The sequence below is a fragment of the Rhizobium sp. NPDC092011 genome, assembly GCF_044756305.1.
In the GTDB taxonomy this organism is placed as follows: Bacteria; Pseudomonadota; Alphaproteobacteria; order Rhizobiales; family Rhizobiaceae; genus Rhizobium.
In genome coordinates this window covers 129,178-154,423 of the sequence record NZ_JBIVSO010000006.1, presented here as the reverse complement: position 1 = coordinate 154,423, position 25,246 = coordinate 129,178, and the positions used below count along the sequence as shown (strand labels likewise).

The 25,246-nt window shown below is 60.4% G+C and carries 26 protein-coding genes and 1 tRNA gene; 12 read left to right on the top strand and 15 right to left on the bottom strand.

The window, feature by feature from the left end; translation table 11 throughout:
- Window positions 1-178 precede the first annotated feature (178 nt).
- The 3 genes from ACIQJ2_RS23540 to ACIQJ2_RS23530 form a co-directional block, all read right to left on the bottom strand.
- On the bottom strand, window positions 179-1,060 hold the full coding sequence (locus ACIQJ2_RS23540) for an aldo/keto reductase (protein ID WP_199148924.1): 882 nt from the start codon (window positions 1,058-1,060) through the stop codon (window positions 179-181).
- A gap of 230 nt (window positions 1,061-1,290) precedes the next feature.
- Entirely contained in the window at window positions 1,291-1,947 is a 657-nt protein-coding gene (locus ACIQJ2_RS23535) for a TetR family transcriptional regulator (RefSeq protein WP_400673179.1), read from the bottom strand.
- Between the two features lie 106 nt (window positions 1,948-2,053).
- Window positions 2,054-2,749: a class I SAM-dependent methyltransferase gene (locus tag ACIQJ2_RS23530; RefSeq protein ID WP_400673181.1), complete on the bottom strand. Its 696-nt coding sequence runs from the start codon at window positions 2,747-2,749 to the stop codon at window positions 2,054-2,056.
- A 226-nt stretch (window positions 2,750-2,975) separates the two neighbouring features.
- Between ACIQJ2_RS23530 and ACIQJ2_RS23525 the strand changes: the two genes are divergently transcribed.
- On the top strand, window positions 2,976-3,923 hold the full coding sequence (locus tag ACIQJ2_RS23525) for an oxidoreductase (RefSeq protein ID WP_400673183.1): 948 nt from the start codon (window positions 2,976-2,978) through the stop codon (window positions 3,921-3,923).
- A gap of 63 nt (window positions 3,924-3,986) precedes the next feature.
- Here ACIQJ2_RS23525 and ACIQJ2_RS23520 read toward each other — a convergent pair whose 3' ends face one another.
- Window positions 3,987-4,463 (bottom strand): BA14K family protein, encoded by a 477-nt coding sequence (locus ACIQJ2_RS23520; RefSeq protein ID WP_400673186.1) that lies wholly within the window; start codon window positions 4,461-4,463, stop codon window positions 3,987-3,989.
- Window positions 4,464-4,601: 138 nt separating this feature from the next.
- Between ACIQJ2_RS23520 and ACIQJ2_RS23515 the strand changes: the two genes are divergently transcribed.
- The 3 genes from ACIQJ2_RS23515 to ACIQJ2_RS23505 all read left to right on the top strand — a co-directional run bounded on the left by ACIQJ2_RS23515 (window position 4,602) and on the right by ACIQJ2_RS23505 (window position 7,074).
- Window positions 4,602-5,051, top strand: coding sequence for a MarR family winged helix-turn-helix transcriptional regulator (locus ACIQJ2_RS23515; protein WP_400673188.1), 450 nt, complete (start codon window positions 4,602-4,604; stop codon window positions 5,049-5,051).
- Complete coding sequence (locus tag ACIQJ2_RS23510; RefSeq protein WP_400673191.1) at window positions 5,048-6,604, top strand: MDR family MFS transporter; 1,557 nt, start codon at window positions 5,048-5,050, stop codon at window positions 6,602-6,604. The genes ACIQJ2_RS23515 and ACIQJ2_RS23510 overlap by 4 nt, the downstream gene beginning before the upstream one ends.
- 128 nt (window positions 6,605-6,732) lie before the next feature.
- Complete coding sequence (locus ACIQJ2_RS23505) at window positions 6,733-7,074, top strand: YciI family protein (RefSeq protein ID WP_400673193.1); 342 nt, start codon at window positions 6,733-6,735, stop codon at window positions 7,072-7,074.
- A gap of 109 nt (window positions 7,075-7,183) precedes the next feature.
- Here ACIQJ2_RS23505 and ACIQJ2_RS23500 read toward each other — a convergent pair.
- From ACIQJ2_RS23500 to ACIQJ2_RS23490, 3 genes are all read right to left on the bottom strand, one after another.
- A tRNA-Arg gene (locus tag ACIQJ2_RS23500) sits at window positions 7,184-7,260 on the bottom strand.
- Between the two features lie 124 nt (window positions 7,261-7,384).
- Complete coding sequence (locus tag ACIQJ2_RS23495; protein WP_199148931.1) at window positions 7,385-8,905, bottom strand: HAMP domain-containing sensor histidine kinase; 1,521 nt, start codon at window positions 8,903-8,905, stop codon at window positions 7,385-7,387.
- A gap of 170 nt (window positions 8,906-9,075) precedes the next feature.
- A complete protein-coding gene (locus tag ACIQJ2_RS23490) occupies window positions 9,076-11,091 on the bottom strand; it encodes a methyl-accepting chemotaxis protein (protein ID WP_400673196.1) in 2,016 nt (671 codons plus the stop codon).
- 407 nt (window positions 11,092-11,498) lie between these two features.
- Between ACIQJ2_RS23490 and rpmH the strand changes: the two genes are divergently transcribed.
- From rpmH to yidC, 3 genes are read left to right on the top strand one after another with little or no spacing between them, the layout of a single operon-like run.
- Window positions 11,499-11,633, top strand: a complete 135-nt coding sequence (gene rpmH / locus ACIQJ2_RS23485) for a 50S ribosomal protein L34 (RefSeq protein ID WP_034488840.1) — start codon at window positions 11,499-11,501, stop codon at window positions 11,631-11,633.
- A 36-nt stretch (window positions 11,634-11,669) separates the two neighbouring features.
- A complete protein-coding gene (rnpA, locus tag ACIQJ2_RS23480) occupies window positions 11,670-12,059 on the top strand; it encodes a ribonuclease P protein component (RefSeq protein WP_199092748.1) in 390 nt (129 codons plus the stop codon).
- Window positions 12,059-13,861, top strand: a complete 1,803-nt coding sequence (gene yidC, locus ACIQJ2_RS23475; RefSeq protein WP_199150450.1) for a membrane protein insertase YidC — start codon at window positions 12,059-12,061, stop codon at window positions 13,859-13,861. Before rnpA ends, yidC begins: the two co-directional genes overlap by 1 nt.
- Window positions 13,862-13,944: 83 nt before the next feature.
- Here the strand turns inward: yidC and ACIQJ2_RS23470 are convergent, their stop codons facing one another.
- Both ACIQJ2_RS23470 and ACIQJ2_RS23465 read right to left on the bottom strand, forming a co-directional pair.
- Window positions 13,945-14,919: an alpha/beta hydrolase family protein gene (locus ACIQJ2_RS23470; RefSeq protein WP_400673201.1), complete on the bottom strand. Its 975-nt coding sequence runs from the start codon at window positions 14,917-14,919 to the stop codon at window positions 13,945-13,947.
- 105 nt (window positions 14,920-15,024) lie between these two features.
- Entirely contained in the window at window positions 15,025-15,861 is an 837-nt protein-coding gene (locus tag ACIQJ2_RS23465; protein ID WP_400673203.1) for a GyrI-like domain-containing protein, read from the bottom strand.
- A gap of 181 nt (window positions 15,862-16,042) precedes the next feature.
- Between ACIQJ2_RS23465 and yihA the strand changes: the two genes are divergently transcribed.
- The gene (gene yihA, locus ACIQJ2_RS23460; RefSeq protein WP_199150446.1) at window positions 16,043-16,702 is read left to right on the top strand and encodes a ribosome biogenesis GTP-binding protein YihA/YsxC; all 660 of its coding nucleotides are present in this window, start codon (window positions 16,043-16,045) and stop codon (window positions 16,700-16,702) included.
- A gap of 76 nt (window positions 16,703-16,778) precedes the next feature.
- Here the strand turns inward: yihA and ACIQJ2_RS23455 are convergent, their stop codons facing one another.
- From ACIQJ2_RS23455 to ACIQJ2_RS23445, 3 genes are all read right to left on the bottom strand, one after another.
- Window positions 16,779-17,336 (bottom strand): fasciclin domain-containing protein, encoded by a 558-nt coding sequence (locus tag ACIQJ2_RS23455; RefSeq protein WP_199150445.1) that lies wholly within the window; start codon window positions 17,334-17,336, stop codon window positions 16,779-16,781.
- Between the two features lie 108 nt (window positions 17,337-17,444).
- Entirely contained in the window at window positions 17,445-18,158 is a 714-nt protein-coding gene (locus ACIQJ2_RS23450; protein ID WP_199150444.1) for an anti-sigma factor domain-containing protein, read from the bottom strand.
- A complete protein-coding gene (locus tag ACIQJ2_RS23445; RefSeq protein WP_400673208.1) occupies window positions 18,155-18,694 on the bottom strand; it encodes a sigma-70 family RNA polymerase sigma factor in 540 nt (179 codons plus the stop codon). Before ACIQJ2_RS23445 ends, ACIQJ2_RS23450 begins: the two co-directional genes overlap by 4 nt.
- A 179-nt stretch (window positions 18,695-18,873) precedes the next feature.
- On the opposite strand from ACIQJ2_RS23445, the gene argB reads away from it, so the two are divergent.
- Window positions 18,874-19,761, top strand: a complete 888-nt coding sequence (argB, locus tag ACIQJ2_RS23440) for an acetylglutamate kinase (protein WP_400673210.1) — start codon at window positions 18,874-18,876, stop codon at window positions 19,759-19,761.
- Between the two features lie 62 nt (window positions 19,762-19,823).
- On the opposite strand, the gene ACIQJ2_RS23435 is transcribed toward argB, so the two are convergent.
- The gene (locus ACIQJ2_RS23435) at window positions 19,824-20,666 is read right to left on the bottom strand and encodes an oxidoreductase (protein WP_400673213.1); all 843 of its coding nucleotides are present in this window, start codon (window positions 20,664-20,666) and stop codon (window positions 19,824-19,826) included.
- 145 nt (window positions 20,667-20,811) lie between these two features.
- On the opposite strand from ACIQJ2_RS23435, the gene ACIQJ2_RS23430 reads away from it, so the two are divergent.
- Complete coding sequence (locus ACIQJ2_RS23430; protein ID WP_400673215.1) at window positions 20,812-21,708, top strand: LysR family transcriptional regulator; 897 nt, start codon at window positions 20,812-20,814, stop codon at window positions 21,706-21,708.
- On the opposite strand, the gene ACIQJ2_RS23425 is transcribed toward ACIQJ2_RS23430, so the two are convergent.
- A complete protein-coding gene (locus tag ACIQJ2_RS23425) occupies window positions 21,709-22,479 on the bottom strand; it encodes an isocitrate lyase/phosphoenolpyruvate mutase family protein (protein ID WP_199150440.1) in 771 nt (256 codons plus the stop codon).
- Window positions 22,480-22,691: 212 nt separating this feature from the next.
- Between ACIQJ2_RS23425 and ACIQJ2_RS23420 the strand changes: the two genes are divergently transcribed.
- Both ACIQJ2_RS23420 and ACIQJ2_RS23415 read left to right on the top strand, forming a co-directional pair.
- The gene (locus tag ACIQJ2_RS23420; protein WP_199150439.1) at window positions 22,692-23,396 is read left to right on the top strand and encodes a pyrimidine 5'-nucleotidase; all 705 of its coding nucleotides are present in this window, start codon (window positions 22,692-22,694) and stop codon (window positions 23,394-23,396) included.
- Window positions 23,397-23,509: 113 nt separating this feature from the next.
- Window positions 23,510-24,184, top strand: a complete 675-nt coding sequence (locus tag ACIQJ2_RS23415; protein ID WP_400673218.1) for an EF-hand domain-containing protein — start codon at window positions 23,510-23,512, stop codon at window positions 24,182-24,184.
- Window positions 24,185-24,287: 103 nt separating this feature from the next.
- Here the strand turns inward: ACIQJ2_RS23415 and ACIQJ2_RS23410 are convergent, their stop codons facing one another.
- Window positions 24,288-25,160 carry an LOG family protein gene (locus tag ACIQJ2_RS23410; RefSeq protein WP_199092470.1) on the bottom strand — a complete coding sequence of 291 codons (873 nt, stop codon included), beginning with the start codon at window positions 25,158-25,160 and terminating at the stop codon, window positions 24,288-24,290.
- Window positions 25,161-25,246: the final 86 nt, after the last annotated feature.

The following is a 25,246-nucleotide window of genomic DNA, read 5'->3' as shown; positions in this document are numbered from 1 at the left end:
CGTTCCGCCGCCTATTTAAAAGCCGTATCGCTCGGCCAGTTGGCGATTCACATGATCGTGAACGCCAAGACGGGTTGCTATCCCGTGCAGAAACGCGACGGGGCGACGCAGATGCCATCTGCGCCGCCCCGTGATTTGCGATTGGTTGCCCCGGCCTCGTTCACCGAAGCCGTGCGCCTTATGCCTCCTTGAAGGCCTTTCTGCCTTCGGCATCCAGCGCTGCGAACTCTTCGTCGGAAAGCGTGATGTTGACCGCTGCGGTATTTTCCTCGAGGTGCTTCACCTTGCCCGTTCCAGGGATTGGCAACATGACCGGGCTGCGCTTCAAGACCCAGGCGAGCGCGATCTGGCTCGGCGCCGCGCCATGTCTCTTGGCAATGGTGTCGAGAAGCGAGCCTTCCTTGGCGAGATCGCCCGCGGCAAGCGGGAACCAGGGAATGAAGCCGATATCGTGCTTCTGGCAATAATCGAGCACGTCTTCGCTGGTGCGATCGACGAGATTGTAGCGGTTCTGCACCGTCGCCACCTTGAAGTGCTTCGAGGCGGCCTCGATTTCAGCGACCGACACCTCACTCAAGCCTGCATGGCGGATGATGCCGTCATCGAGCAAAGACTTCACGGCATCGAACTGTTCGGCCGCCGGCACCTTGGAATCGATGCGATGCAGCTGCCAGAGATCGATCCGGTCGACGCCAAGATTGCGCAGGCTCTTGTGCGCCTGCTGGATCAGATATTCAGGACGCCCCAACGGCACCCAGACATTCGGGCCCGTGCGGGTGAGCCCGCCCTTGGTGGCGACAACGAGATCCTTGCCATAAGGATGGAGCGCTTCCTTGATAAGGAGTTCGGAGACGTCTGGGCCGTAGGAATCGGCCGTGTCGATGAAGTTGATGCCGAGCTGCGGCAGGCGCTTCAGGGTGCGGACGGCTTCAGCACGATCGTCCGGTTCGCCCCAGATGCCAGCCCCCGTGATGCGCATGGCACCGAAGCCGAGACGATGAACGGGAAGATCGCCGCCGATCTTGAATTGACCGGACTTGGCTGCGTCGAAATCTGACATGGTTCTGTCCCTTTACTGCTGTGGAATATGCATGGAATTCCCGGCGTCGGTGCAGCCGGGATAGGTCGAACAAAAATTGAGCTTTTCGCGAAGATGGGGGTTGGGTCGCGACTTTAAACTAGATGGGTCTGACTAAAGGCATATGCAATGTATTGCCGCAGGATGAACTCACATTTTTCGGCACGCGCTGTCAGAGCGAACCACGGCCGCCGAAGAGCCATGGCATAGGGTTACCATGCATCCGGCCGATGCAGCCGAGCCATGGCGCCCAGATCGGCAAGCGCCGCCCATAGCTCGTCGAACATGCTTCGGGCAAGCTGTTCCAGCGAAATATCCTGCCGCGTCGCGTTCCAGCGTTCGCCGCCAATGCGCAGCGCGCTGACGACGGCCGCCGCAAGCACATTCAGGCGGAAGCGCTCCTCCTCTCCGCCGTGACAGCGGGCATGCAGCGCATCCGCGAGCTTTCTTTCAAGCTTGGCATATTTCAGCTGGTCGCGGGCGCGGAGCGCGGGCGTGTCGTGGATGAGGACCGCGATGGCCAGATGTTGCGGATCGGAGATGGCTGCATGCAAGGCCGCTTTAACGGCAGCCTCAATCACATCGACTAGCGATGCATCCGCAGGCTGGGCGGCCACGGCAGCGACCAGCTCGCCGGAGAAACCATCCTGCCAGGCGGCAACGACATCTTCCTTGCTGGGGAAATAGTCGAAGAAGCTGCGCTTGGAAACATCCGCCGCCTCAGTGATATCCTCGATGGTGGTGGTGTCAAAGCCACGATCTAGAAAGAGCTTCAGAGCCGTGGTTTCGATGCGCTCGCGGGTCTGGCGACGCTTGCGTTCGCGCCGGCCTTCCCTCATCGCGCTCTCGATGCCAGACAGATCCGCCATTCACTCCCCCCAAGAGCGTTTTCCGGGGATCGTAAAAACGCTCTATCCTCTTATTTCCTGAGGCATTCCGAAAGCAAAGCCGCTTTGCACTCTAGCCGGACTTGCGTCAAGCGCTCGCTTCGGGCCGTCCCGTTTCGGCCTTGCCGGCATCCTGCGCAAATGCGCCGACGCCAACGCCCTCTGTGCTACGATATTTGGAGCCTCCGATCGAGAGCTCGAGCGGATTTTGCCGCGATATCCTGTAGACTCCGGCGGGCGGAATGTTGCGGACGGTGCCGCCGATGCGCGTGCCCTTCAAGCCGAGGCTTTCGAGGATCGTCCGCTGGACCGGACAGCGGGGACCATAGGTGAACTGATAGAAAGCTCCATCCGGCTTCATCGTTTCGAAGGCACCGCCGACAATGGCCGCGACCTTCGAAGGCGTCATGGACAGGAGCGGCAGGCCGCTGACGACGGCGCCGAAGGGTGCGTCATCGAAAAGGCCGCAGTCGGCGAGCTGCGCCGCATCCATCCGCACGACCCGCGCCTGCGGAAAACGGCCGCGCAAACGAACGGCGAACTCCTCGCCGAATTCGACGAGCGTAAGAGCACTTTCCGGAATTCCGCGAGCCAGCAGGGCATGCGTGAAAACACCCGTGCCGGGGCCAAGTTCGAGCACGGGGCCGTCCAACGGATTTATCTCCTGCGTCATCAGCCTCGCCAGCCGTTCGCCCGACGGCGCGACTGCTGCAACCCGCATCGGATCGCTAACCCAGGAACGGAAAAACCGCACGAAATCTGCGCATGATGTCTTTGTGGTCATTCCGCGAATCCAATCTCCGGCTGCGATTCGAATGAGGTATGATCTGGACCGAGCAGCGTGGCATTTCAAAGGCGTACCACGCCATTAGGTCGCCTAGAAACGCTGATATGCAAGGGTTATCGCACGTTTCGTTGATTGCATATTTTCACTAATTATAAATTTGCATTTAGTGCAATAAATTACCAACTACAATAGGCGATGCCAAATCTCTCGACAGGAGTTCGCAATGCCGGATTGGACAGTGAAAGATATCCCGCCGCAGACAGGTAGAATAGCGGTCATTACCGGAGCCAATAGCGGCATCGGTTACGAAGCGGCCAAGGCACTGGCGGGGGCCGGAGCGAAAGTCATCATCGCCTCGCGCAACGAAAGAAAAGGCGCCGCTGCACTCGCCTCGATCCGCGCGGCGACACCCCTCGCAGATATTGCCTTCGAGCCTCTCGATCTCGCCAGCCTCGATTCCGTTGCGCGGACGGCGGCCCGCATCGCAGCTGCCGTGCCACGCATCGACCTGCTGATCAACAATGCCGGCGTCATGGCGATCCCCGATCGGCATGAAACGGAGGACGGCTTCGAGATGCAGATGGGGGCGAACTATATCGGCCATTTCGCCTGGACGATGCGGCTGCTGCCCAAAGTCTTTCTTGCCGACAACTCGCGGGTCGTCACCGTCAGCAGCCTGGCGCATCGCAGCGGCAGGATCAATTTCGATGATCTGCAATGGCAACGGAACTACGGCCCCTGGCGCGCCTATTGCCAATCGAAGCTCGCAACGCTGCTATTCAGCCTGGAGCTCGACCGTGCTGCCCGCGCCGAAGGCTGGCAGCTGAAAAGCCTCGCTGCCCATCCCGGCTATGCGGTCACGGGCTTGCAGAGCGCAGGCCCGCGCATGGGCCGCAACCGGCCTAGCTTTCTGGAGCGCTTCGGAAAACTGGTGGAACCGATATTCTCGCAATCGGCTGCGGCCGGCGCTCTACCGACGCTTTTTGCGGCCACTTCTCCCGATGCCGAAGGTGGCACCATGTATGGCCCCAATGGCTTCTATGAGCTGAAAGGGCCACCAGCTCGTGCCAAGATCGCTGCGCATGCGCGCGACCCCGCCATTTGGCGACGGTTGTGGGATATCTCGGAGCAATTGACGGGGCTGAGATTGCCCCTGCCGGCAACGGCATAACGAAAAGCCCTCCGCGGCGAAGGGCTTTTCACATTCAGCGCATGCGCAAGTTTGCCTCGGCCCTTACGGGCTGACGCACTGGCGACGGGGGCCGTTGGTCGGCTGATAGGTATTGTCGGAAGCGCGATAGGTCTTGTACCGGCTGGCACACCAGCGGACATGCGCGCTGCCGCGCGGCGGATGAGAAACGGCTCCACCGACGATCGCACCGGCGGTAAAGGCAGCCATCGGATACCACCAGCCGTCATTGTAGCGGCGATAACCAGGGCGGGCGTGACGATAGCCGCGATGACCATGCCAATAACCGGGCCGATTGTGCGGACGGTGATGCGGGCGGTAGTGAGGACGATGGTGTGGACGAAGATGCCTGTTGTGATGGCGATACTGCACATCGATGATGCTGGCGGGCTGACCGCTGCCCTGCGCAGCCATCGGCTGAACCATAGGCTGGATCGGTCCCGCAACGGCCGGATCGAAAGACGATAGCGCCAGCAAAGCACTCAATGCAGTCACAGTTACCGTTGTCAGAAGTCGTTTCACAGCTCTTCTCCTCTCGAGTCGCAGTACTGATGAACAACGCGTAATGATTGAAAATGTTTCATAATATTATCGCTTGCGCAAGTACGAACAGCAAGCATATAGATAGGAAGCCTACCTATTTATTGAGACATGAAGCCCATGACCGACACCGACCTCCATCACGGGCTCGAAGAAGCCCATGCGCTTGCAGAAGCGTTGCGCCCTGCCCTGCATCGCCTTTACCGGCAATTGCGCCGCGAAAGCGACGATCCGGGGCTGTCACCGCTGCATGCGCTGCTGCTTGTCGCCGTAATGCGCCAACCGGGCATCGGCGTTGCCGAACTTGCCCGGATGGAAAAGCTGCGCGGCCCGACGATATCAGGACATGTGAAGGCGATGGAACGCGACGGCCTCATCATGCGGTCCGATCCTGACCCGAGCGACCGCCGTCGCAACGGCCTGATCGCGACGGAAAAGGGTCAGGGGCTCATATTGAGCATGAAGCGAAAGCGGACCGACTGGCTCGCATCCGAGCTGGCCAAACTGTCCCCGGACCAGCGCGCAGCCATCCGCGCCGCGATCGCGCCGCTTGAGGAGATCGGACAATGAGCGGCGAGCGTCTGCAAGCAGTGCCGAAATCAACGCCCGCCGCCGGCGATCCGCCGGATCGCCGCGAGATCCGGGCTGTTATTCTCGGGTTGATGATCGTGCTCGGCCTTGGCGCCATAGACCAGAGCATCGTCGCGACGGCTCTGCCCCGCATCGTCAGCGACCTTGGCGGGCTCACGCACCTCTCATGGGTCGTCAGCGCCTATGTGCTGGCCTCCACCAGCACCATGCCGCTCTATGGCAAGCTCAGCGACCAGTATGGCCGCAAGCCGATGATCTATACGGCGATCCTGATCTTCCTGCTGGGCTCCGTCCTCAGCGGCATGGCGCAGACGCTGATGCAGCTCATCATCTTCAGGGCGATCCAGGGCATCGGCGCCGGCGGCTTGATGCCGCTTGCGCAGATCATCATCGGCGACCTCGTGCCACCGGCGAAACGCGGGCGCAATCAGGGCTCGATCGCAGCCGTCTTCGCCGTGTGCAGCGTCATCGGTCCGATCGTTGGCGGCGTCATTACCGACCTTCTATCCTGGCACTGGATCTTCTACGTCAACCTGCCGATTGGCGCCGTCGCCCTCGTCATGATCGGTCGCGCACTCAAACGGCCACACCAATCGCACAGCCGCCGCATCGACTATCTCGGCGCCGCATTGCTGACGGGCTGCACCACGAGCTTCCTGCTGGTGCTGGCGCTCGGCGGCAACGAATGGGCCTGGAATTCGCCGGAGATTTTCGGACTGTCCGCCCTCGCCCTGGTACTTTGCGGCCTCTTCATCCTTCATGTCCGGCGCGAGCCCGAGCCGGTGCTGCCGCCGGATCTCTTCCGCAACCGGCTGTTCGTTGTCGCCTGCATCGTGCTCGCACTGACCTTCATGGGCATGCTGGGGGCGAGCCTGTTCTTTCCGCTGTTCTTCCAGATGGTGATGGGGGTCAGCGCTTCGCATTCCGGCCTGCTGACCGGCCCGTTGATGGTCGGTGTCGTCATCTCGTCCATGGTCAACGGCCGCGTGCTGCTGCATCGCTTCGGACGCTACAAGCCCGCACAGATCTGCGGCCTCAGCCTTGCGACGGTCGCATTCGCATTCCTCTCCTGGGCCGCGGCCACCAGCCAGGGTTTCGGGATCATCGAGCCTGCCGTCTTCGGGCTCGGGCTCGGGCTCGGGCTCGTCATGCCCACCATGACGATTGCAGTGCAGAATGCCCTGCCTCTTGCCCATCGCGGCGTCGGAACGGCGACGCTCGCCTTCTTCCGCTCACTCGGCGGCCTCATCGGCGTCACAGGCTCGGGTGCCATCCTGGCCTATCGCGTGCAGAATGCCGGCGGTGCGCTTGAAGGCGTGCATATCTCGTCACTCACCGAAGCCGGCATGAAGCAGCTCGCCACAGCCTCGCCGGAGGCCCACGCCGCCGCCATCGCGCTCTATCGCCATGCCATTGCGATGACCTTTGCAACGGGAACGGCGATCGTGGCGTTGGCGCTCGTCGTTCTGCTGTTTCTGCCGGAACTGCCACTGGCGAGGGATCACGGACATCAAGCGCCGCGGTCCGGCTGAACCCGCGCCGCTGCAATTCCTGCCAGCGCGAGAAAATTTGACGAGAGCCTGTCGGCTCCCGGCCACTTCAGTCGTCATCTAGTGGAGGCAGACAACCGGCCTGCCCGACAACTTCGAGAGGAGACGTCATGACACAGTATCTGGTCGCCATCCACCATCCCGCTGACTACGACCCCTCGACAATGGAGGACGACGCAATGCACGCCGATATCGACAGGCTCAATGATGAGATGAAGGCTGCGGGTATCAGGATTTTCGTCGGCGGCATGCATGCGGCAAGCACAGCAACGTCGCTGCGCCCTCAGCCCAACGGCGATGTGCTGGTGACGAATGGCCCGTTCCTGAAGACCACGGACTATGTGGGCGGCTTCTGGGTGCTCGAATGCGCCGACAAGGAAGAAGCGCTGACCTGGGGGCGCAAGGCTGCGATCGCCTGCAGGGCGCCGGTAGAAGTCCGTCAGTTTCACTGATGGCGAGCGAGAGGCGCGCTCGACAGAAAGCTTGCTAAGCCACAGTCGGCGGTGCGCTCAACGCGGCCACCGCAGCCTCAACAATCAGCAAAAAGCTTTGAAGAAAGAATGGCGCACCCGAAGAGATTCGAACTCCTGACCCCCAGATTCGTAGTCTGGTGCTCTATCCAGCTGAGCTACGGGTGCGTGCCGAAACGGAAGAAACCGTTCGGTGTGGCGGTTCTCTAAAGGGTCCCTTGGGGGAATGCAAGTGGATTTGTGAAAAAGATCGCGATTTTCGTTCAAGATATCGATAAGCTACTGAAAAATATTATATTTCTTGCAAGCTCCGACTGCGATAATCGTCGAGAGATACGGGGCGGTCCGGAATTTCGATGCGGAATTGCGTTCCGGCGGCTGGTTTTTCTACCAACGCAATGGTGCCGCCATGGGCAAGCACGAGCTCCCGGGCGATCGCCAGGCCGAGGCCGGTGCCGCCGGAGCGAGCGGAGCCGCGGAAGGCGGTGAAGAGGTTCTCGCGCGCCTTCTGCGGCATACCCGGACCGGTGTCGTCGACGGTGATGCTGACAACGCTGCCGATTCGATGCGCAGAGACCGTGATGCGCTTTATGCTTCCAGGTTCCGCATCGCTAAAGGCAATCAGCGCCTGGTGGGCATTGCGGCAGAGATTGTGAATGACGCGGAACAGCTGCTCGCTATCGGCATCGACTTCAAGATCGGAATTGAGCTGCTCGACGAACTCGACGCCGCTGTCCGGATCGATCGCCAGTATGTCCCGAACCTCGGCAATCAGCTCGACGAGGTGAAGCTTGCGCCGGCGCGGTGCCGATTCGGAAGTCTGGCCATAGGACAGCACCTCGGTCGTATAGCCGACGGCGCGGTCGATGGTACGCAGCAGCTTCGGCGCGAAGCGCTTCACCATCGGGTCATCGACATCGACCAGTCTGTCCGACATCAGCTGTGCGGCGGACAGGATATTGCGCATGTCGTGATTGATCTTCGAAACGGCGAGGCCGAGGGCGGCGAGATTCTTCTGCTGCTTCAGCGTTTTCTGCAGCTGGGTCTGCATCGCGGCGAGATGACGGCCGGCAACCGCGAGTTCATCGCGACCCCGATCGGGCACGAGAATACGGCCGGGATCTTCGGGGTCATCCGAATAGGCCTGCATGCTGTCGGTGAGACGGCGGATCGGACGGATCATGATGCGGTTGATCGCAAAGAAGATCAGCGTGGCGGTAAAGAGCGAAATCAGGATGGAAACGAGGAAGACGCTGCGCGAATAGGCAAGCATGGCGTTGCGCAGGCGCGTGTCCTTCAGCACCACTTCGATGCCTGTACCGGCGTCGCCGCCGACGGGGCCGAAAACACGGATGATGCGGTTGCCGCCGAAGACCAAAGTGTCGAGCGCGTCCTTGATGGCCGTCAGCTGCGACACATCGCTCAGATCATACATGTCGTCGACCGAAGCCGGCATTTCGGCGGTTGCCAACAGGCGTGAGGTGCCGTCCTTACGGAGAACGATGGCCCGCGTCCCCGTCGCCATCAATGTTTCCTTCTGCAGCGCGCGCGGCAATTCGGCTGTCTGCAAGCCGTCGATGGCGATGGCGGCGGCGGCAGCCGTGCTCAAGCGATCTTCCAGCCAGCGCAGCCGCATATTGGCGACGGAGGGCACGAAAATAAGCACTTCCGCCAATGACATGAAAACGACGGTGAGAATGAGGAGCTTGCCCGAGAGGCCGCCGAAAATACCGGTCGGCCTGCAAAGCCTGGCTAGACCGATCTTCCCGGCCTTGCCGTCCTTTGCGACGTTTCCGCCCTGCTCACTGTCCATTTCAATTGTCCCGCTTCGCCGCAAAGCGACCTGATGGCGACTTGTCGAAACGGTATAATAGGCGATTGTGGGCTTTTTTCCAATCGAGTCCCGATCGGGAGGCCCGATAGCCTTGGCAAGGAGAGCGGCCACGCCCGGCGCAGCCGCTTCTCTCCCCTATCGCAAAGAGATCAGAACTCTTCCCAATTCTGCGCGGCAGCAGCGGCAGCGGTCGCGCGGCCAGCATTGCCGCCGAATGCCGTTGCCACCTTGTCGATCATCCGGCGCGCGGGCGAGGCTGTCGGACGATGCGTTTCGGCGCGCGCGGGCACCGGAGCGGACATGGCGTGCTCATCGACCTTGAAGCGCGAGACGAGACGCACGAGACCATCGGCCCCACCGGCGAGCCGGTGGGTCGCGGCCGAGGTTTCCTCGACCATGGCGGCGTTGCGCTGCGTGACCTCGTCCATCTGGTTGACGGCATTGTTCACTTCCGACAGACCGGTTGCCTGCTCGCGGGCTGCGGTTGCGATGGAATGGATATGGTCGTTGATCTTGAGCACCCGGCCCTCGATGGTCGACAGTGCTTCACCCGTTGCCTGCACCAGCTTGACGCCGACCTGCACCTGATCGCCCGACTTGCTGATCAGCGCCTTGATATCCTTGGCCGCTGTCGCAGAGCGCTGCGCAAGCTCGCGCACCTCCTGGGCGACGACGGCAAAGCCCTTGCCGGCATCGCCGGCGCGCGCTGCCTCGACACCGGCGTTCAGCGCCAGCAGATTGGTCTGGAAGGCGATGTCGTCGATGACACCGATGATCTGGCTGATTTCGCCGGATGCCTGCTCGATGCGCCCCATTGCGTCGATCGCATTTCGAACGACCGTACCGGAACGAGCGGCATCGTCCTTGGCTTCGCTCACCATCACGCTCGCCTCGCGAGCACGCTCGGTCGAATTCTGGACGACGGAGGTAATCTCATCGAGCGCCGCCGAAGTTTCCTCGAGGGCGGCTGCCTGTTGCTCCGTGCGCTTGGAGAGATCGTCGCTGGCGTGACGAAGCTCGTTGGTGTTGGAGTTGATCGAGCCGGTGGTCTCACGCACTTCGCGCATGGTGCTCTTGAGTGTCGCAAGCGTCGCGTTGACGTTCTGCTGCAGCTCGGCGAAGGCCCCCTGGAATTCGCCCTTCATGGATTGCGTCAGGTCGCCATCGGCCAGACTTGCGATGACGCGGCGAACTTCGCCGATGCCGACATCGACGCTGACAAGCAATTCGTTCACGTTGCTGGCGAAGCGATTGAGACTGGCGTCGCCGTAGTCCTTATCGATGCGGCGGCTGAAATCGCCGGCGGCGGCAGCGGAAACGGCCAGCGACATGCTGGACTGAAGCTCGTCGCTTCGGGCACGCATGGCCATTTCCTCGGCATTCATGCGGCGCACGGCGTTGCCGTTTTCCTTGAACACGTCGACGGCGGCGGCCATTTCGCCGATTTCATCGTGGCGGCCCGCAAACGGGACTTCAATATCGAACTGGCCGTCGGCAACCTTCTTGATCGCGTCCGTCACCTTGCGGATCGGGCGGCTGAGATGAACGGTGCCGATATAGGCGCCCAGGCCCACGCCTGCGCCGATGCCGGCAATCATGATGCTCAGGACGACCCACAGAATGTTTTTGTGGAAGACCGCGATCTCGGCTTCGGCCTTTGCAAGCTCAGCCTTGTCGGCCTGAACGATGGCATCGATCTCGGCCTGGAAAGCTTTGCGATTGGCGCGGTTCGCCTCGTTATTGCCCTGCTTGCCGGCGGCGTCCGGACCATCGGTCACGCCCAGGCGGGCCGTCTCCGTGCGGAAGCCGCGAAACTCCTGGGCGCGAGCCTGAAGCTTGGAGAACGTGGCCTTCTGAGCCTCCGGCACCAGAGGCGACCAGGCAGTCAGGACTCTGTCGATTTCATCAAGATCGACCATCAGCCCATCGGCGAAGCTCTTCGAATCCTTGGCCGACGCGGCCGCATAGATCCCGCGGGCTTCCATGACCACCGCGGTTACGTAGCGATTGAGGCGCTCGCCCATATAGGCGCGGCTGGCGGTCTGCTCGTAACTCTGCAGTCTCTGATCATATTGACGCAGCGCATAAAGAGTGGTGGCACCGATCAGGAGCGCTGCCCCGGTCATGACGAGTACAAGCAGGTTAACTTTGCCGCGAATTTTCAAGATATCCCCCCAAAAGCTGGCAGCACCGCCAAAAATCGGCGAATTTGCCAGTATATGGGTCTAGATATCGGCCAAATTCATTAATGTTATCTTGCGGCAATTTAAGTCAAATTACCCGGATTTTGGATCCTCTTCCCTATTGTATTTCAGCGTTCCCTGATTTGTATTGCAACAACGGCATCGATCGGCCGAACGCCGCAACAGCCACCTATCACCAGTCCTTGACCCCGGATTTCAAGGAATCTGTGCCGATATAATTGACTTTAGGGGTCGCGATCCTTATAAGCCCGCGCACGTTCGGTCATAGAGCCTGCATTTGCGGGCCAAGTCCGTTCGTCATAATCAACAACGCTCCTTGCTATTGAAGCAAAGCTCAAGAAGGGCCGCACTCCGCGGTGTTTAAATAAATGAAGCGTACCTACCAACCATCCAAGCTTGTCCGCAAGCGCCGCCACGGCTTCCGTTCCCGTATGGCTACCAAGGGCGGCCGTGCGGTTCTTTCCGCTCGCCGCAGCCGCGGCCGCAAGCGTCTTTCGGCCTAACGGCCGAAATGCCCGATAGTCGAGGATGGCGGGCAATTGACGAATGAACGACCCAAAAAGACTGTCGGGCGGCTGAAAAGCCGGCCGCAGTTCCTTGCAGTCCGTGAAGGCGAGAAGCGCAGAGGCGGCTTCTTCCTGCTAGAAATGCTGGACCGCAAGCTCGCCGACGCCGACCCCCGCGTTGGTTTTACCGTTACCAAAAAACATGGCAACGCAGTGGAGCGCAACCGCATGCGGCGCAGGCTGAAAGAAGCTGTGCGGCTTCATGCCGGGTTTGCAATGCAGCCCGGACACGACTATGTGGTTGTCGCGCGGCGCGATGTGCTGACCGCACCTTTCGAAAAACTGGCAAGCGAACTCGTAAGCCGCATCGAAACCAGGCCGAAACATCGGCGGTCGGAAACGGACCGCTCCAGGAAAGTATGATGGAAAACAAACGCAATTACTTCATTGCAATTGCACTGTCCGTGCTGATTGTTCTCGGCTGGCAGTTTTTCTATATGAACCCGCGTCTAGAAGCGCAGCGCCAGGCCGAGCAGGCCGCCAAGCTGCAGCAGCAGTCGCAACAGGCTCAGCAGACGCAGACAACAGCCGCAGGTGGCACGGTGAACGGTTCGCTGCCGGCCGGCGGCCAGACTGCGCAGACGGTCCTGACCCGTGACCAGTCCGTCGAGAAGACGGCATCCTCGCGCGTTGTCATCGATACGCCTGCACTTGCCGGTTCCATCAACCTGGAAGGTGCGCGTCTCGACGATCTGCGCCTGAAGAGCTATCACGAGACCGTCGACAAGAGCAGCCCGATCATCACGCTGTTCAGCCCGGCCGACACCAAGGACGGCTACTTCACCGAACTCGGTTATGTCGGCAACGACGCGACCGGCGCCGTTCCCGGCCCCTCGACGGTGTGGAAGCTCGCAAGCGGCGACAAGCTGACCGACAAGACGCCTGTCACCCTGTCCTACACCAACGACAAGGGCGTGACGTTCTCGCGTACCATCTCCGTCGACGATCGCTATATGTTCACGATCACCGACAAGATCGCCAACAGCAGCCAGGCTCCGGTTTCTCTGTCGAGCTACGGCCGCGTTACCCGCTACAACAAGCCTGAGACGCCTTCCGCCTACGTGCTGCACGAAGGCTTCATCGGCGTCATCGGCGATGACGGCCTGATCGAAACCAAATATGCGGCGACCGAAAAGGAAGCCACGACGCCGGCCAAGTCGACCGGCGGCTGGCTCGGCATGACCGACAAGTACTGGGCCGCAACCATCGTACCGCCGCAGTCGACGGCCTATGACGCCCGCTTCTCGCATTTCGCCGACGGCACGCCGCGCTACCAGGCCGATTACAAACAGGATGCGATCACCGTCGCTCCCAGCCAGTCGATCGAGCTGAAGAACCTCATCTTCGCCGGCGCCAAGGAAGTTCCGGTCATCGACCGCTACGAGACCAGCTACTCGATCCCGCGCTTCGACCGCCTGATCGACTGGGGTTGGTTCTACTTCATCACCAAGCCGATGTTTAAGCTGATGGACTTCTTCTTCCGCTTCTTCGGCAATTTCGGCGTTGCCATCCTTTGCACCACCATCGTCGTCAAGGCGCTGTTCTTCCCGCTCGCCAGCAAGCAATACGCCTCCATGGCGAACATGAAGCGCATGCAGCCGAAGATGGAAGAGCTGAAGGCCAAGTTCGGCGACGACCGCATGGGCCTGCAGCAGGCGACGATGCAGCTCTACAAGGAAGAGAAGATCAACCCGATCGCGGGTTGCTGGCCGGTACTTCTGCAGATTCCGATCTTCTTCTCGCTCTACAAGGTGATCTACATCACCATCGAGATGCGCCATGCGCCGTTCTTCGGCTGGATCCAGGACCTTTCCGCTCCGGATCCGACCTCGATCGTCAACCTGTTCGGCCTGCTGCCTTTCGTAGCCCCGACCTTCCTGCATCTCGGCGTCTGGCCGCTGATCATGGGTGTCACCATGTTCTTCCAGATGCGCATGAACCCGACGCCGCCGGACCCGACGCAGGCAATGATCTTCAACTGGATGCCGCTGGTATTCATGTTCATGCTGGCAAGCTTCCCAGCTGGTCTCGTGATCTATTGGGCCTGGAACAACACGCTTTCGGTCATCCAGCAGTCGATCATCATGCGGCGCCATGGCGTGAAGGTAGAGCTCTTCGACAATCTGAAGGGCCTGTTCAAACGAAAACCGGCACCATCGAAATAAAAAGAAAAGCCCCGCTTCGGCGGGGCTTTTCTCTTTCGGCACATGGTTTGTGATGCGATGAGGCCGCCGCCTGATGACAGCGGTTATTGCGTGCCGCTCGCACCGAGATGCTGACGGAAGAAGGCCACGATCTCCGCATCGAAAGCCTTGTGAAACGCCGCCCTGTCGAACCCTTCCTGATCGCGGCAGATCTCCGGCTGCGATCCAGCCAAGGCAGGCGGGCATGGTGCCAGGAAGGCGAAGTGCGCGGAGGCGGGCACGACATGGAAATCCGGCTTGCCGGGTAGATTGGCGGCCAGCGCCGCATTGCTTTCCGGCAGCACGCCATCGCCGCCATGCTCGGAACTCCAGAGCTGGATGGGAGCGCCGACCGCTTTCAAGCTTTCCTTGTTCGAAAAAAAGCTCAACGGATCGGCAAGGACGAATGCCTTTATGCGCCCGTCACGGGCAAGCGGCTTTGCGGGTATCTCGTTCCGGCGGATTTCGCCGCAGATGGGAGCAGGCTCGGGACAGGGAACCTTGGGGTCGCGAAAATCGGGCACAGCGCCGGCGAGCACAAGGCCGGTATAGCCGCCGCGCGAAAAGCCGAAGAAGCCGATTCGGTCGGTATCGATCTTTGCCGCCTCCGGCCATTTGCCGATGATGAAATCGATCAGGCGCTTTATATCCGTCGGCCGCTGAAACATGATCGAGATGTCGCCCGCCCGGCTCAGATCGGAAAAGTTATCGCCCGGATGGTTCACCGCGACCACAAGGAAGCCTGCATCCGCAAGCGCCTCAGCAGTGTCGTGATGATTGAGGGAGCCGCCGCCGTGTCCATGCGAGATGATCACCAATGGCAACTTGCTCCCGGCGATCGGGCAGCCGCGAACGGCGGGCAGCGTGACCGGCCCCAGCTTGACCTCACCTGGCGGCATCGCACATGGCGACCAGACGAAAGCTTTAAGAGCAGGACCGTCTCCGTTCGCCGGGACGTCGATCGATGCCAGTCCCGCGGCCCGGACCGATGTCGTCACCAAGGCGAAGGCGATGAGAAAGCCGATTTTCGTAATGCGCATTTTCTTCTCCGAACAGGGTGGTGAAAGGCAAAAATGAAAGGCTTCGGCAGACCGCTTCACGGTCAGCCGCATATCAGGGATCGAGATGTCGAAGGATATAGAGCGTTAAGTCGTGTCGGCGCTGCGAAGCGGGATCAGCAGCTCGGTGGCAATCTCATGCTCCATCACCGTGGCCGGATGGTTGAGATAGACTTCGATAACCGGGCGGTCGTCGGGCTCAAAGCCGCTTTGCGGCAACCAGCTGCCGAACAGCGTCTGAAAGGTGGAGGAAATAAGCGCGTAAGATCCCATCAGCCTGTAGCATGCATAGCGGCCGCCGGGCAGATCGTAGCGCTCCAGCCCTTCCAGTGCCGTACTTTCCAGCGGAAGAACGACACCGGCAAAGTAGCTAAACCCCTCCCCCTCCCCCTGCTCCGGATCGCCGGATCCGACACCGATCCTTGTCAGATCGCTCCACGCCAGTCCTCGCTCCGACAGCGTCTGCGCGAGGCGACGGTAGGTATGCGGGATGGTTTGCGCCGGACCCTCGTGATGCAAGCCGTATATCCTTGCGGGCGGATGATCGCCGATCGTCACCGATGGCAGGTTTGCCGCAATCGATTGCTGTTGCTGCTGGAAAGCCGTCGGGGTGAGGCCCGTGAGGCTGCGAAAGGCGCGAGCAAAGCTCTGCGAGCTGTCATAGCCAGCCTCCAAGGCCGTCTCGGTTATCGAGGCAGGGCTCACGGCCAATTGATACGCCGCCTGCGCAAGCCGCACCCTGCGTATGGTGGCGGCAACGCTTTCGCCAGTCATGGCGCGGTAGAGCCGGTGAAAATGAAAGGGGGAGAAGCGGGCCACTGCGGCAAGGCTTTCGACGGAATGCGGCGCCGAGGGATCGACCATGATCGCCTCGATGACCCGCGCTATGCGCCGACGATAGTTCTGTTCCGTGGTCGTTTTCATGGCATCGAGCCTTAGCACGACTTATGCGGCTCTGCGGTGCAGCAATTGCGGATTTTGCGCTGGAGGCGTCAAATTCAGAAGACGCGAACGCGCCAGCCAAACCCTGTCCAGCGATCAAAACTTGACTTTCACGGATAAAACCCCGAAGCCAGTCCCATCATCCCAGTAAAAGACAGAGAGCATGGCAGACCAGACGACAAAAGACGACAAGCCGCTTTTCGGCCGTCCGTGGATCTTCATCCGTGGCGTGCCGTCGATGAAGTTCCTGCCGCCGGAAGGGCCGTTCGAAGTGGCCTTCGCGGGACGCTCGAATGTCGGCAAATCGTCGCTGATCAATGCCCTGGTCGGACACAAGGGGCTGGCACGAACCTCGAATACGCCGGGGCGCACGCAGGAACTCAACTATTTCGTTCCGGATGGCTTTTCCGGCGAGAGCGGCGATCTGCCGCCGATGGCGCTGGTGGACATGCCCGGCTATGGCTATGCGGAAGCGCCGAAGGACCAAGTCGATGCCTGGACGAAGCTGGTATTCGACTATCTTCGGGGACGCACGACGCTGAAGCGCGTCTATGTGCTTATCGACAGCCGCCACGGCATCAAGAAGAACGATGCCGACGTGCTGGACCTGCTCGACAAGGCGGCCGTTTCCTATCAGATCGTGCTCACGAAGACGGACAAGATCAAGGAAGCGGGCCTGCCAAAGCTGCTCGCCGACACAGCCGAAAAAATCCGCAAGCGCCCCGCAGCCTATCCCGGCATCCTCGCCACATCTTCTGAAAAAGGCGCCGGCCTTCAGGAATTGCGCGAGGCCATCGGCCTGACGGTCGGAATCGCCGTCTGATCAGTTAAAATTCATGCGATGAGGCCGCCGCTCCCGAGCCATTTGGCGGGAACGGCGGCCGTGTTGCCGCGGAGGATCACATCTTCGGCAACAGCACCTTGTCGACGACATGGATGACGCCGTTCGACTGCTTGACGTCGGCGATGGTGATGTGAGCGGTGCCGCCGGCCTCGTCGGTCAGCGTCAGCTTGCCGCCTTTTTCCATGGCCTTGATGGTGCAGCCGCCGACCGTTTTCAGATCGTACTCGCCGCCCTTGCTCATCGCCCATTTCTTGAGGGCGGCGGCCATATCGTCACCGGCGACGACATGGCAAGTCAACACCTTGACCAGCGTTGCCTTGTTCTCGGGCTTCAACAGGGTGTCGACCGTGCCCGGAGGCAGCTGCTTGAAGGCTTCATTGGTCGGCGCGAAAACGGTGAAGGGGCCTTTGCCTTCGAGCGTGTCCACAAGCCCTGCTGCCTTCACGGCGGCAACCAGCGTCGTATGGTCCTTCGAGTTGACGGCGTTCTGGATGATGTTCTTGCTCGCATACATCGCTGCCCCGCCCACCATGGGGTCCTTGGCGTAGGCCAGGCTCGCTCCGGCCGAAACCATTGCAGCCAATGCGCCGATGCGAATCACGGTCTTGATCATAACTTTTCCTCTTCCTCTTTTTCGCCCCGATCGGGCGGGGTCAGAAGAAGGTACGGAGGCGTATGAATAAGAGTTTCAGCCGCGATTGTTTTTAAAAGGAAGATTTCGTCAGGGGAGATGGATTGTGCCCGATGCCACCACGTCGCCTGTGGGTTTACCGGTCGGCGAGCCGCCGAAGGGCTCGACGCTGACGGCGATGATGGCACCTTCGGTCAATTTACCGTGAAGTTCCGGCGGCAGGCTGATTTCGCCTTCGCCGGTCTGCGGCAGAATGCCCAAAGCCTCGGCCGGGTCGCTGCCGCGAATCAGCCAGAGTTCCAGCGACTTCTCTTCCGGTTTGCCCGCGGCAACCGGCGTGATCTTCAAACGCCCGTTGGCGACATCATAATTGGCAAGGAGATTGATGGCGCTGTTCTGGCCGGAAAGTGATGCCGTGAGCTGCTTACCCGGAGCCGGGCGCAACGCAGCCTCATTGGTGATCGTGAAAACCAGTACGCCCGCAGTCAGAAACAAGGACGCGAAGGCGACGGAACGCCAGAGCAGGATGGAATTCCAAAGATGAGCGCCTCGCGCAGCATCGCCGAAAATTCGTTTCTCTATCTTTGGATATACCGAGGTCGCCGGCGTTGCCGTTTCGTATTCCTCGTTGAATTCCGAAAGGTTTTGCTCCCAGCGGCTGACGATGGCGGCAAACTGACGGTCGCTGCGCATGCGGCGCTCGACCTTCTGCCGATCCTCCAATGAAAGCACGCCAAGCACGTATTCTCCGGCCAGGACTTCATCGCGGGAGCGGCCTCCCTTGCTTTGATCGGGCGTACTCATCGGTCCATGCACTCTCTTAGTCTGATCAGGCTCCGGCGCAGCCAGGTGCGCATGGTATTCAACGGTACCGAGTGTTGATCGGCGAGTTCCTGGTAGCTCAAGCCCTCGACATAAGCGCTGCGAACAGCCCGGGCGCGATCAGCTTCCAACTCTTCCATGCACCTGTCAATCCGCCTGCCCTCTCCCTTCACGATTGCTTGTTCTTCCGGATCCGGTTCTGTGTCGGCAAGATCGTATGCGGTGTCGATTTCGTCGGCAACCGGCTTGCGGGCACGAACGAAATCGATGGATCGGTTGCGTGCGATCGCCGCCAACCAGGGCATAGCCGGGCCTTCCGAAGGGGCAAACTGCTCCGCACGCTGCCATATCTTGACGTAGACTTCCTGCAAGATCTCTTCCGCGTCCGTCCTATTGCCTATGATACGCAGGCAAACACCAAAGAGTTTCGGGTTGGTGCGTTTGTAGAGCGTCGCAAAGGCCTTTTGGTCACGCATGGCGACGCGGCCGATCAGCGCTTCCGTCTCGTCGCTCGCCATCCAACACCCCGCTTAGACGCCTGGATCATCTTTAAGACAAAACTGCGCCCAGGCAAGCGCACCGAGGCGATCAATTTTGACAGCGCTATTGTGACACAGCATCAACTTATGCCGACATCATTATTCCCTCTGTTAAAAACTTGAGATAAAAGGCCGCGAACATTTTCGAAGGGTGCACCATGTCCGAAGCCCACAGCGAACTCCAAGCCAGCCTGCTCGCACAGGCGCTGCCCTACATGCAGCGTTACGAAAACAAGACCATCGTCGTGAAATACGGTGGTCACGCCATGGGCAACGTCGAGCTCGGCAAGGCCTTCGCAGCCGATATCGCGCTCTTGAAGCAATCGGGCGTCAACCCGATCGTCGTTCATGGCGGCGGCCCGCAGATCGGCGCCATGCTGACGAAGATGGGCATCGAGTCGAAGTTCGAAGGCGGCTTGCGCGTCACAGACGCCAAGACGGTCGAGATCGTCGAAATGGTGCTCGCCGGCTCGATCAACAAGGAAATCGTCGCGCTGATCAATCAGACCGGCGAATGGGCGATCGGCCTTTGCGGCAAGGACGGCAACATGGTCTTCGCCGAAAAGGCGCACAAGACCGTCAAGGATCCGGATTCCAACATCGAGCGCGTACTCGATCTCGGCTTCGTCGGCGAAGTGGTCGAAGTCGACCGCACGCTGCTCGACCTGCTTGCCAAGTCCGAGATGATCCCCGTCATCGCGCCGGTTGCTCCCGGCCGCGACGGCGCGACCTACAACATCAACGCCGATACCTTTGCCGGCGCGATTGCCGGCGCTCTCAGCGCCACGCGCCTGCTCTTCCTGACGGATGTTCCAGGCGTCCTCGATAAGCAGGGCCAGCTCATCAAGGAACTTTCCGTCGCCCAGGCGCATGCGCTGATTGCCGACGGCACGATTTCCGGCGGCATGATCCCGAAGGTCGAGACCTGCATCGACGCCATCAAGGCCGGCGTCCAGGGCGTCGTCATTCTCAACGGCAAGACGGCGCACTCGGTCCTGCTCGAAATCTTCACCGAACGCGGCGCCGGCACGCTGATCGTTCCGTAAAGAACATACGCCCTCCCCGAGCGGGCTAAGGGCGTATCTTTTCATTGCCCGATGCGATGCGCTCAACCGAAATCGGTTGAGCGGGTCAGATCTTCCCAGGCGGCAATCTCCTCGCTGAAGGCAGCGAGCTTCCCCCGCACCAGGTTCAGCGCGTCCGTTCCCAGCAGCAGGTGAACAGGCGGATTTTCGGACGCGACCAGCGCCAATATGGCGGCGGCAGCCTTTTGTGGATCGCCGGCCTGATTGCCGTTCTTTTCTTCGCGTGCCTTCCGGATCGGATCGAACAACTCATCATAGTCGGCGATGCTGCGGCCGGAGCGCACCATGGAGCGGCCCGCCCAATCTGTGCGGAAGGAGCCGGGCGCAACAGCGGTCACATGGATGCCGAAGCCCTTCACTTCTTTCGCCAATACCTCGCTGATGCCCTCCAACGCGAACTTGCTGCCGCAGTAATAGGCAATGCCGGGCATGGTGATGAAACCGCCCATCGAGGTGATGTTGACGATGTGGCCGGCGCGACGACCACGCATGAAGGGCAATAGCGCCTTGATCATCGCAACGGCTCCGAAAACGTTGACATCGAACTGGCGCCGCATCTCGCCAAGCGACGATTCCTCAAGCGTACCTTCGTGGCCGTAGCCGGCGTTGTTGATCAAGACGTCGATCGGCCCCGTCTCCGCCTCGATACGGGCAACCGCAGGCTCGATCGCATCGAAATCGGTTACATCGAGAAGCATGGCTTTGGCCCGCTCCGGCGCGATCACTTCGAAATCTGCTTTGCCATCGGCATTGCGCACCGTGCCGACGACGCGATGGCCGGCGGCGAGCGCCGCTTCGGCGAAGGCTCGACCGAAGCCGGAGCTGACGCCGGTGATCAGGAATAGTTTGCTGTGTTTCGAACTCATGGGAGGCTCCTGGCTGTTGACACGCTCACGCTGGATGAGCGGTTGCGCTCCGCCTAAGTGGAGACGATGCGACAGCCAGTCCAATATATTGCGGTGGCTTTGTTCATATCTTAAAGATATATCGCCTCAGTTTGGAAGAGTACGGATGGAACTGCGCCACATCAGATATTTTCTCGCCGTCGCCGAGGAGTTGAATTTCACCAGAGCCGCGCGACGGATAGGTATCGGGCAGCCGCCACTCAGCAACCAGATCCGCGATCTGGAAGACGAGATCGGTGCGCCGCTGTTTCGCCGTTTGCCGCATGGCGTTGAACTGAGCGAGGCAGGGCAGGTCTTCCTGCCGGAAGCCCAAGCGATCGTGGCCAGGGCCGAACAGGCGAAGGCTTTGGCATTGAGGGCAGCGCGCGGCGAGCTCGGGCGATTGCGGATCGGCTTTACCGGTTCGGCGGCCTTCAGTCCGATCGTACCGTCATCTGTGCGCAGTTTTCGCCGCGCCTATCCGGAAATCGATCTGACATTGGAAGAGGCTCATACGACCCGACTGCTGGAGCGGCTTGAGGCGGAGGAGCTGGATGCAGTCTTCATCCGGCCGGGCGACGCGGATCCACCCTCTTTCCGGTCGAACGCACTTGCAGAAGAGGCCATGATGATTGCCCTGCCCTCAGGCCATCCGCTGGCGGGGGCGGCAAGTCTGCCTCTATCTGCCCTGTCTGGTGAGCCCTTCGTGCTGTTTCCGCGCATCGCCGGGCCGAGCCTGTTCGACGGGATCATCGCCGCCTGCAGGCAAGCAGGCTTCGAACCCACCCTCGGGCAGGTCGCGCCGGAGATCACATCGATCGCCAATCTGATCGCCGTGGAACTCGGCGTTTCGGTGGTGCCGTCGGCAATAGCTCAAATCCGGGTTCCCGGCGTCACCTATGTTCCCATCTCCGGCAACGCGCCGATCGCACGGTTGACGCTGGCAACACGCCGCGATGAACGCTCCGCCGTCGTGCAGAATTTCATCGCGCGCGTGCTGGCCGCCAAGGCCGAACTCGGCTGATTATTCCTGCCGATAAACCGCCTCGGCCTCGCTTTTCAGCATCCCCATGATGGAGCGATAGGGTGCAGGGCCATAGCTGATGCGGCTGACACCCAGTCCGGCCATGGTCTGGTTATCTGGTGTCGTCGGGCGCACCATGATGTTAACAGGCAGGGGCGAGCGCTCGCAGAGGGCGCCAATCAGTTCCGGGTCGACTAGGCCTGGCGCGAAGAAGCCGCTCGCTCCTGCCTCAGCAAAGGCGTCGGCACGCTTGTAGGCATCATCGAGCAGGATCTGATGATGCGCCATATCGCTTTCCTGAAGAAAGAGATCGGTGCGCGCATTGATGAACAACGGAATTTCGCGCCGATCGGCCATCTCCCTGATGGCGCGGATGCGGGCGACCTGTGTCTCGATCGGATGAACGCCGTGGCCGCCAATCACCTGATCTTCGAAATTGATGCCGATGGCGCCGTGATCCATGATCTTTTCGACATTGGCGGCGACTTCCTCGGGTTCAACCGCATAACCGCCCTCGAAATCGACCGAAAGCGGCAAATGGCTCGTCACCGAAATCAGCTTGGCAGTGACTGCCAGCAGCGATAGCGGAATGGCCTGCCCGTCGCCAAAGCCGTTGGCCGCAGCAACCGACCAGCTTCCGGTGGCCAGGGCTTTCGCGCCTGCCTCGGTGACCGCCTTGGCCGAACCGGCATCCCAAATATTGAAAAGAACGAGCGGCTCACCTTTTTTGTGCAGCCGCGCAAACTCCTGCGCCTTTTCCACCTGACTCATCGTATCCCCTTCCGAAAAGCCCGGCCGGGCAATTTTCTCTCCACAACCCGAAAGAGCGGGCGTTCCCTCTTTTGCAAATAGAGCAAAACCTTGAAAATCAATGGTGGAATCATAGCCGGCCTTGGATCAACCGGCAATGTCACCAAGGCCCATATGCCGCAGCATGAATATTTTCCTTTTCCTCGGCTGAGGCGGCGTGTCATAACGCAGCCATGAGCCAGACAAAGACGCTATCCGAGCCCTCAGATTTTTCCGACATCCGCGACTGGGTGTTCGATCTCGACAACACGCTCTATCCGCATCATGTCGATCTCTTCGCGCAGATCGACAAGAACATGACCGCATACGTCTCGGCTCTGCTGCAGATGGAGCGGGACGATGCGCGCAAGCTGCAGAAGCAGTATTATCTGGAGCATGGAACGACCCTGCAGGGGCTGATGATCCATCACGGCATCGATCCGGTCGATTTTCTGGAGCGGGCGCATGCGATCGACTATTCGGCACTGACGCCGCAGCCGGAACTGGCGGCCGCCATCAAGGCGCTCCCGGGGCGTAAGTTCATCTTCACCAACGGCAGCGTGAAACACGCCGAGACCACCGCCGGTGCACTTGGCATTCTCGACAATTTCGACGGCATCTTCGATATCGTCGCTGCCGATTACATACCGAAGCCTGCTGGCAGCACCTACGACAAGTTCATGAGCCTCAATCGCGTCGACACGAAGAAGGCAGCGATGTTCGAGGACCTGCCGCGCAACCTCACCGTGCCCAAAACACTCGGCATGAAGACGGTGCTCCTCGTGCCGCAAAACATCGAGGCGACCCATACCGAGTGGTGGGAGCGCACGACCGGCGAAGACGACCACATCGACTATGTGACCGACGACCTGACGACCTTCCTCAAGGCGCTGGTTTAATCCTTCATTAGGATGGGGTTACGAAAGTTTCATCAGCCTTACAGAGGTTTAATTGGTCGTTTCTGACGGCCAGCCGTATCGTTTGACCATTCCTCGTCACGAAAGGAAAAGCGATGAACGGGAAAAAACTTCTTCTGGCCGGACTTTCCGCAACCCTGCTTGTCGGCGGTGCAGCACAGGTCGCGCTCGCCGCCTCTCATGATGGCAATGGCTGGGGCGGCTCGCATCACGGCCGCTGGCACAGGCCGCATTTCTCGCCCGAAGTCCTTTACGTGCGCATGCTGAAGGAATTCGGCAATCCTGGCGACATGAAGCTGACCAAGGATGAGGTCAAGGCAGGCGTCGACAAGATCTTCGACCAGATCGACGTCAACCATGACGGTCAGATCACGCCCGGCGAATATCGCGCCTACCGCAAGGAACAGATCAAACAGTGGAAGGCCGAGCACGCCAAGGCTGATGGCGACAAGGCTCAAAACGGCCAGCCGCAGGGCGATCAGGCGCAGAACAGCCAGGCTCCGGCTGATCAGTCCAAGACCGATCAAGCACAGAACGACGACAACAAGGGCGGCGACGGCAATCGCCACCACAGGCCGCACGGCCGCTTCATGCATGAAGGTGGCTTCATGCGCGGTGCCATGATCTTCCGCTTCGCCGACAAGGACGAAAACGGTCAGATCAGCAAGCAGGAAGCGGAAGACGCTGCTGCCAAGCTCTTCGATCGCCTCGACCGCAATCATGACGGCGTCGTCACGTTGGACGACATGCCGAGCCGGCCGCTGCTTTAAGCCGATCGACCCGAAGCGTCGCCACATGATGTGGCGGTGCTTTGGGGCCTATCCGAAGATCGAAACGCCCGCCCTTGCGAAAAGAGGGCGGGCGTTTCGTTGTTCAATGGCCGTTATCGTGCTCGTAGAAATCCGTGACGATCTTCCAGGCCTCGTCGGCCGTGTCGACGAAGCTGATCAGGTCGACGTCATCGGGCGCGATGGTGCCGAATTCGGCGAGCGCCTCGAAATTGATGATGCTGCGCCAGAACTTTTCACCGAAAAGAATGAGCGGCAGACGCTCCATGCGGCCGGTCTGGATGAGCGTCAGGCACTCGAACAGCTCGTCCATGGTGCCGAAGCCACCGGGGAATACCGCGATCGCCTTGGCGCGCACCATGAAGTGCATCTTGCGGATTGCGAAATAGTGGAAATTGAAGCTGAGCTCCGGCGTGACATAGACATTCGGTGCTTGCTCATGCGGCAACACGATGTTGAGGCCGATCGACGGCGCGCCCTCTTCGGCCGCACCACGATTGCCGGCTTCCATCACGCCTGGGCCGCCGCCGGTGACGACGACATATTCATGGTAATCGAAACCGGCGGAATAGCGGGAGCAAAGCCGCGCGAACTTGCGCGCTTCTTCATAGTAGACGGATGCAGCTTCGAGATTGGCACGCTGCACGTCGTTGCGCGCGGCCCAGGCATTGGTGCCGGGTGCCGGAATACGAGCACCACCGAACATGACGACGGTGGACTTGATGCCCTTCTCCGTCAGAGACATCTCTGTCTTCAGCAGCTCGAGCTGCAGGCGGATCGGCCGCAATTCTTCGCGGCAGAGGAAATCCTCGTCGGCATAAGCAAGCCGGTAAGAGGGCGACATCGATTGCGGCGTGCGCGGCACGGATTCGGCTCGCTTCTTGTCCGCCGAGCTCGTCTTCAAGGGATCCCACACCCCATCCTTGCGCCTCAGCCTGCCGTTCTTCGACTTGCTCATCTATTCATGCCTTTCGAATCGATCATGAGGAGCCATTCCTGCCCGAAGGCACGAATAGCCAAGCTCTTGCATATGCCCCTACAACG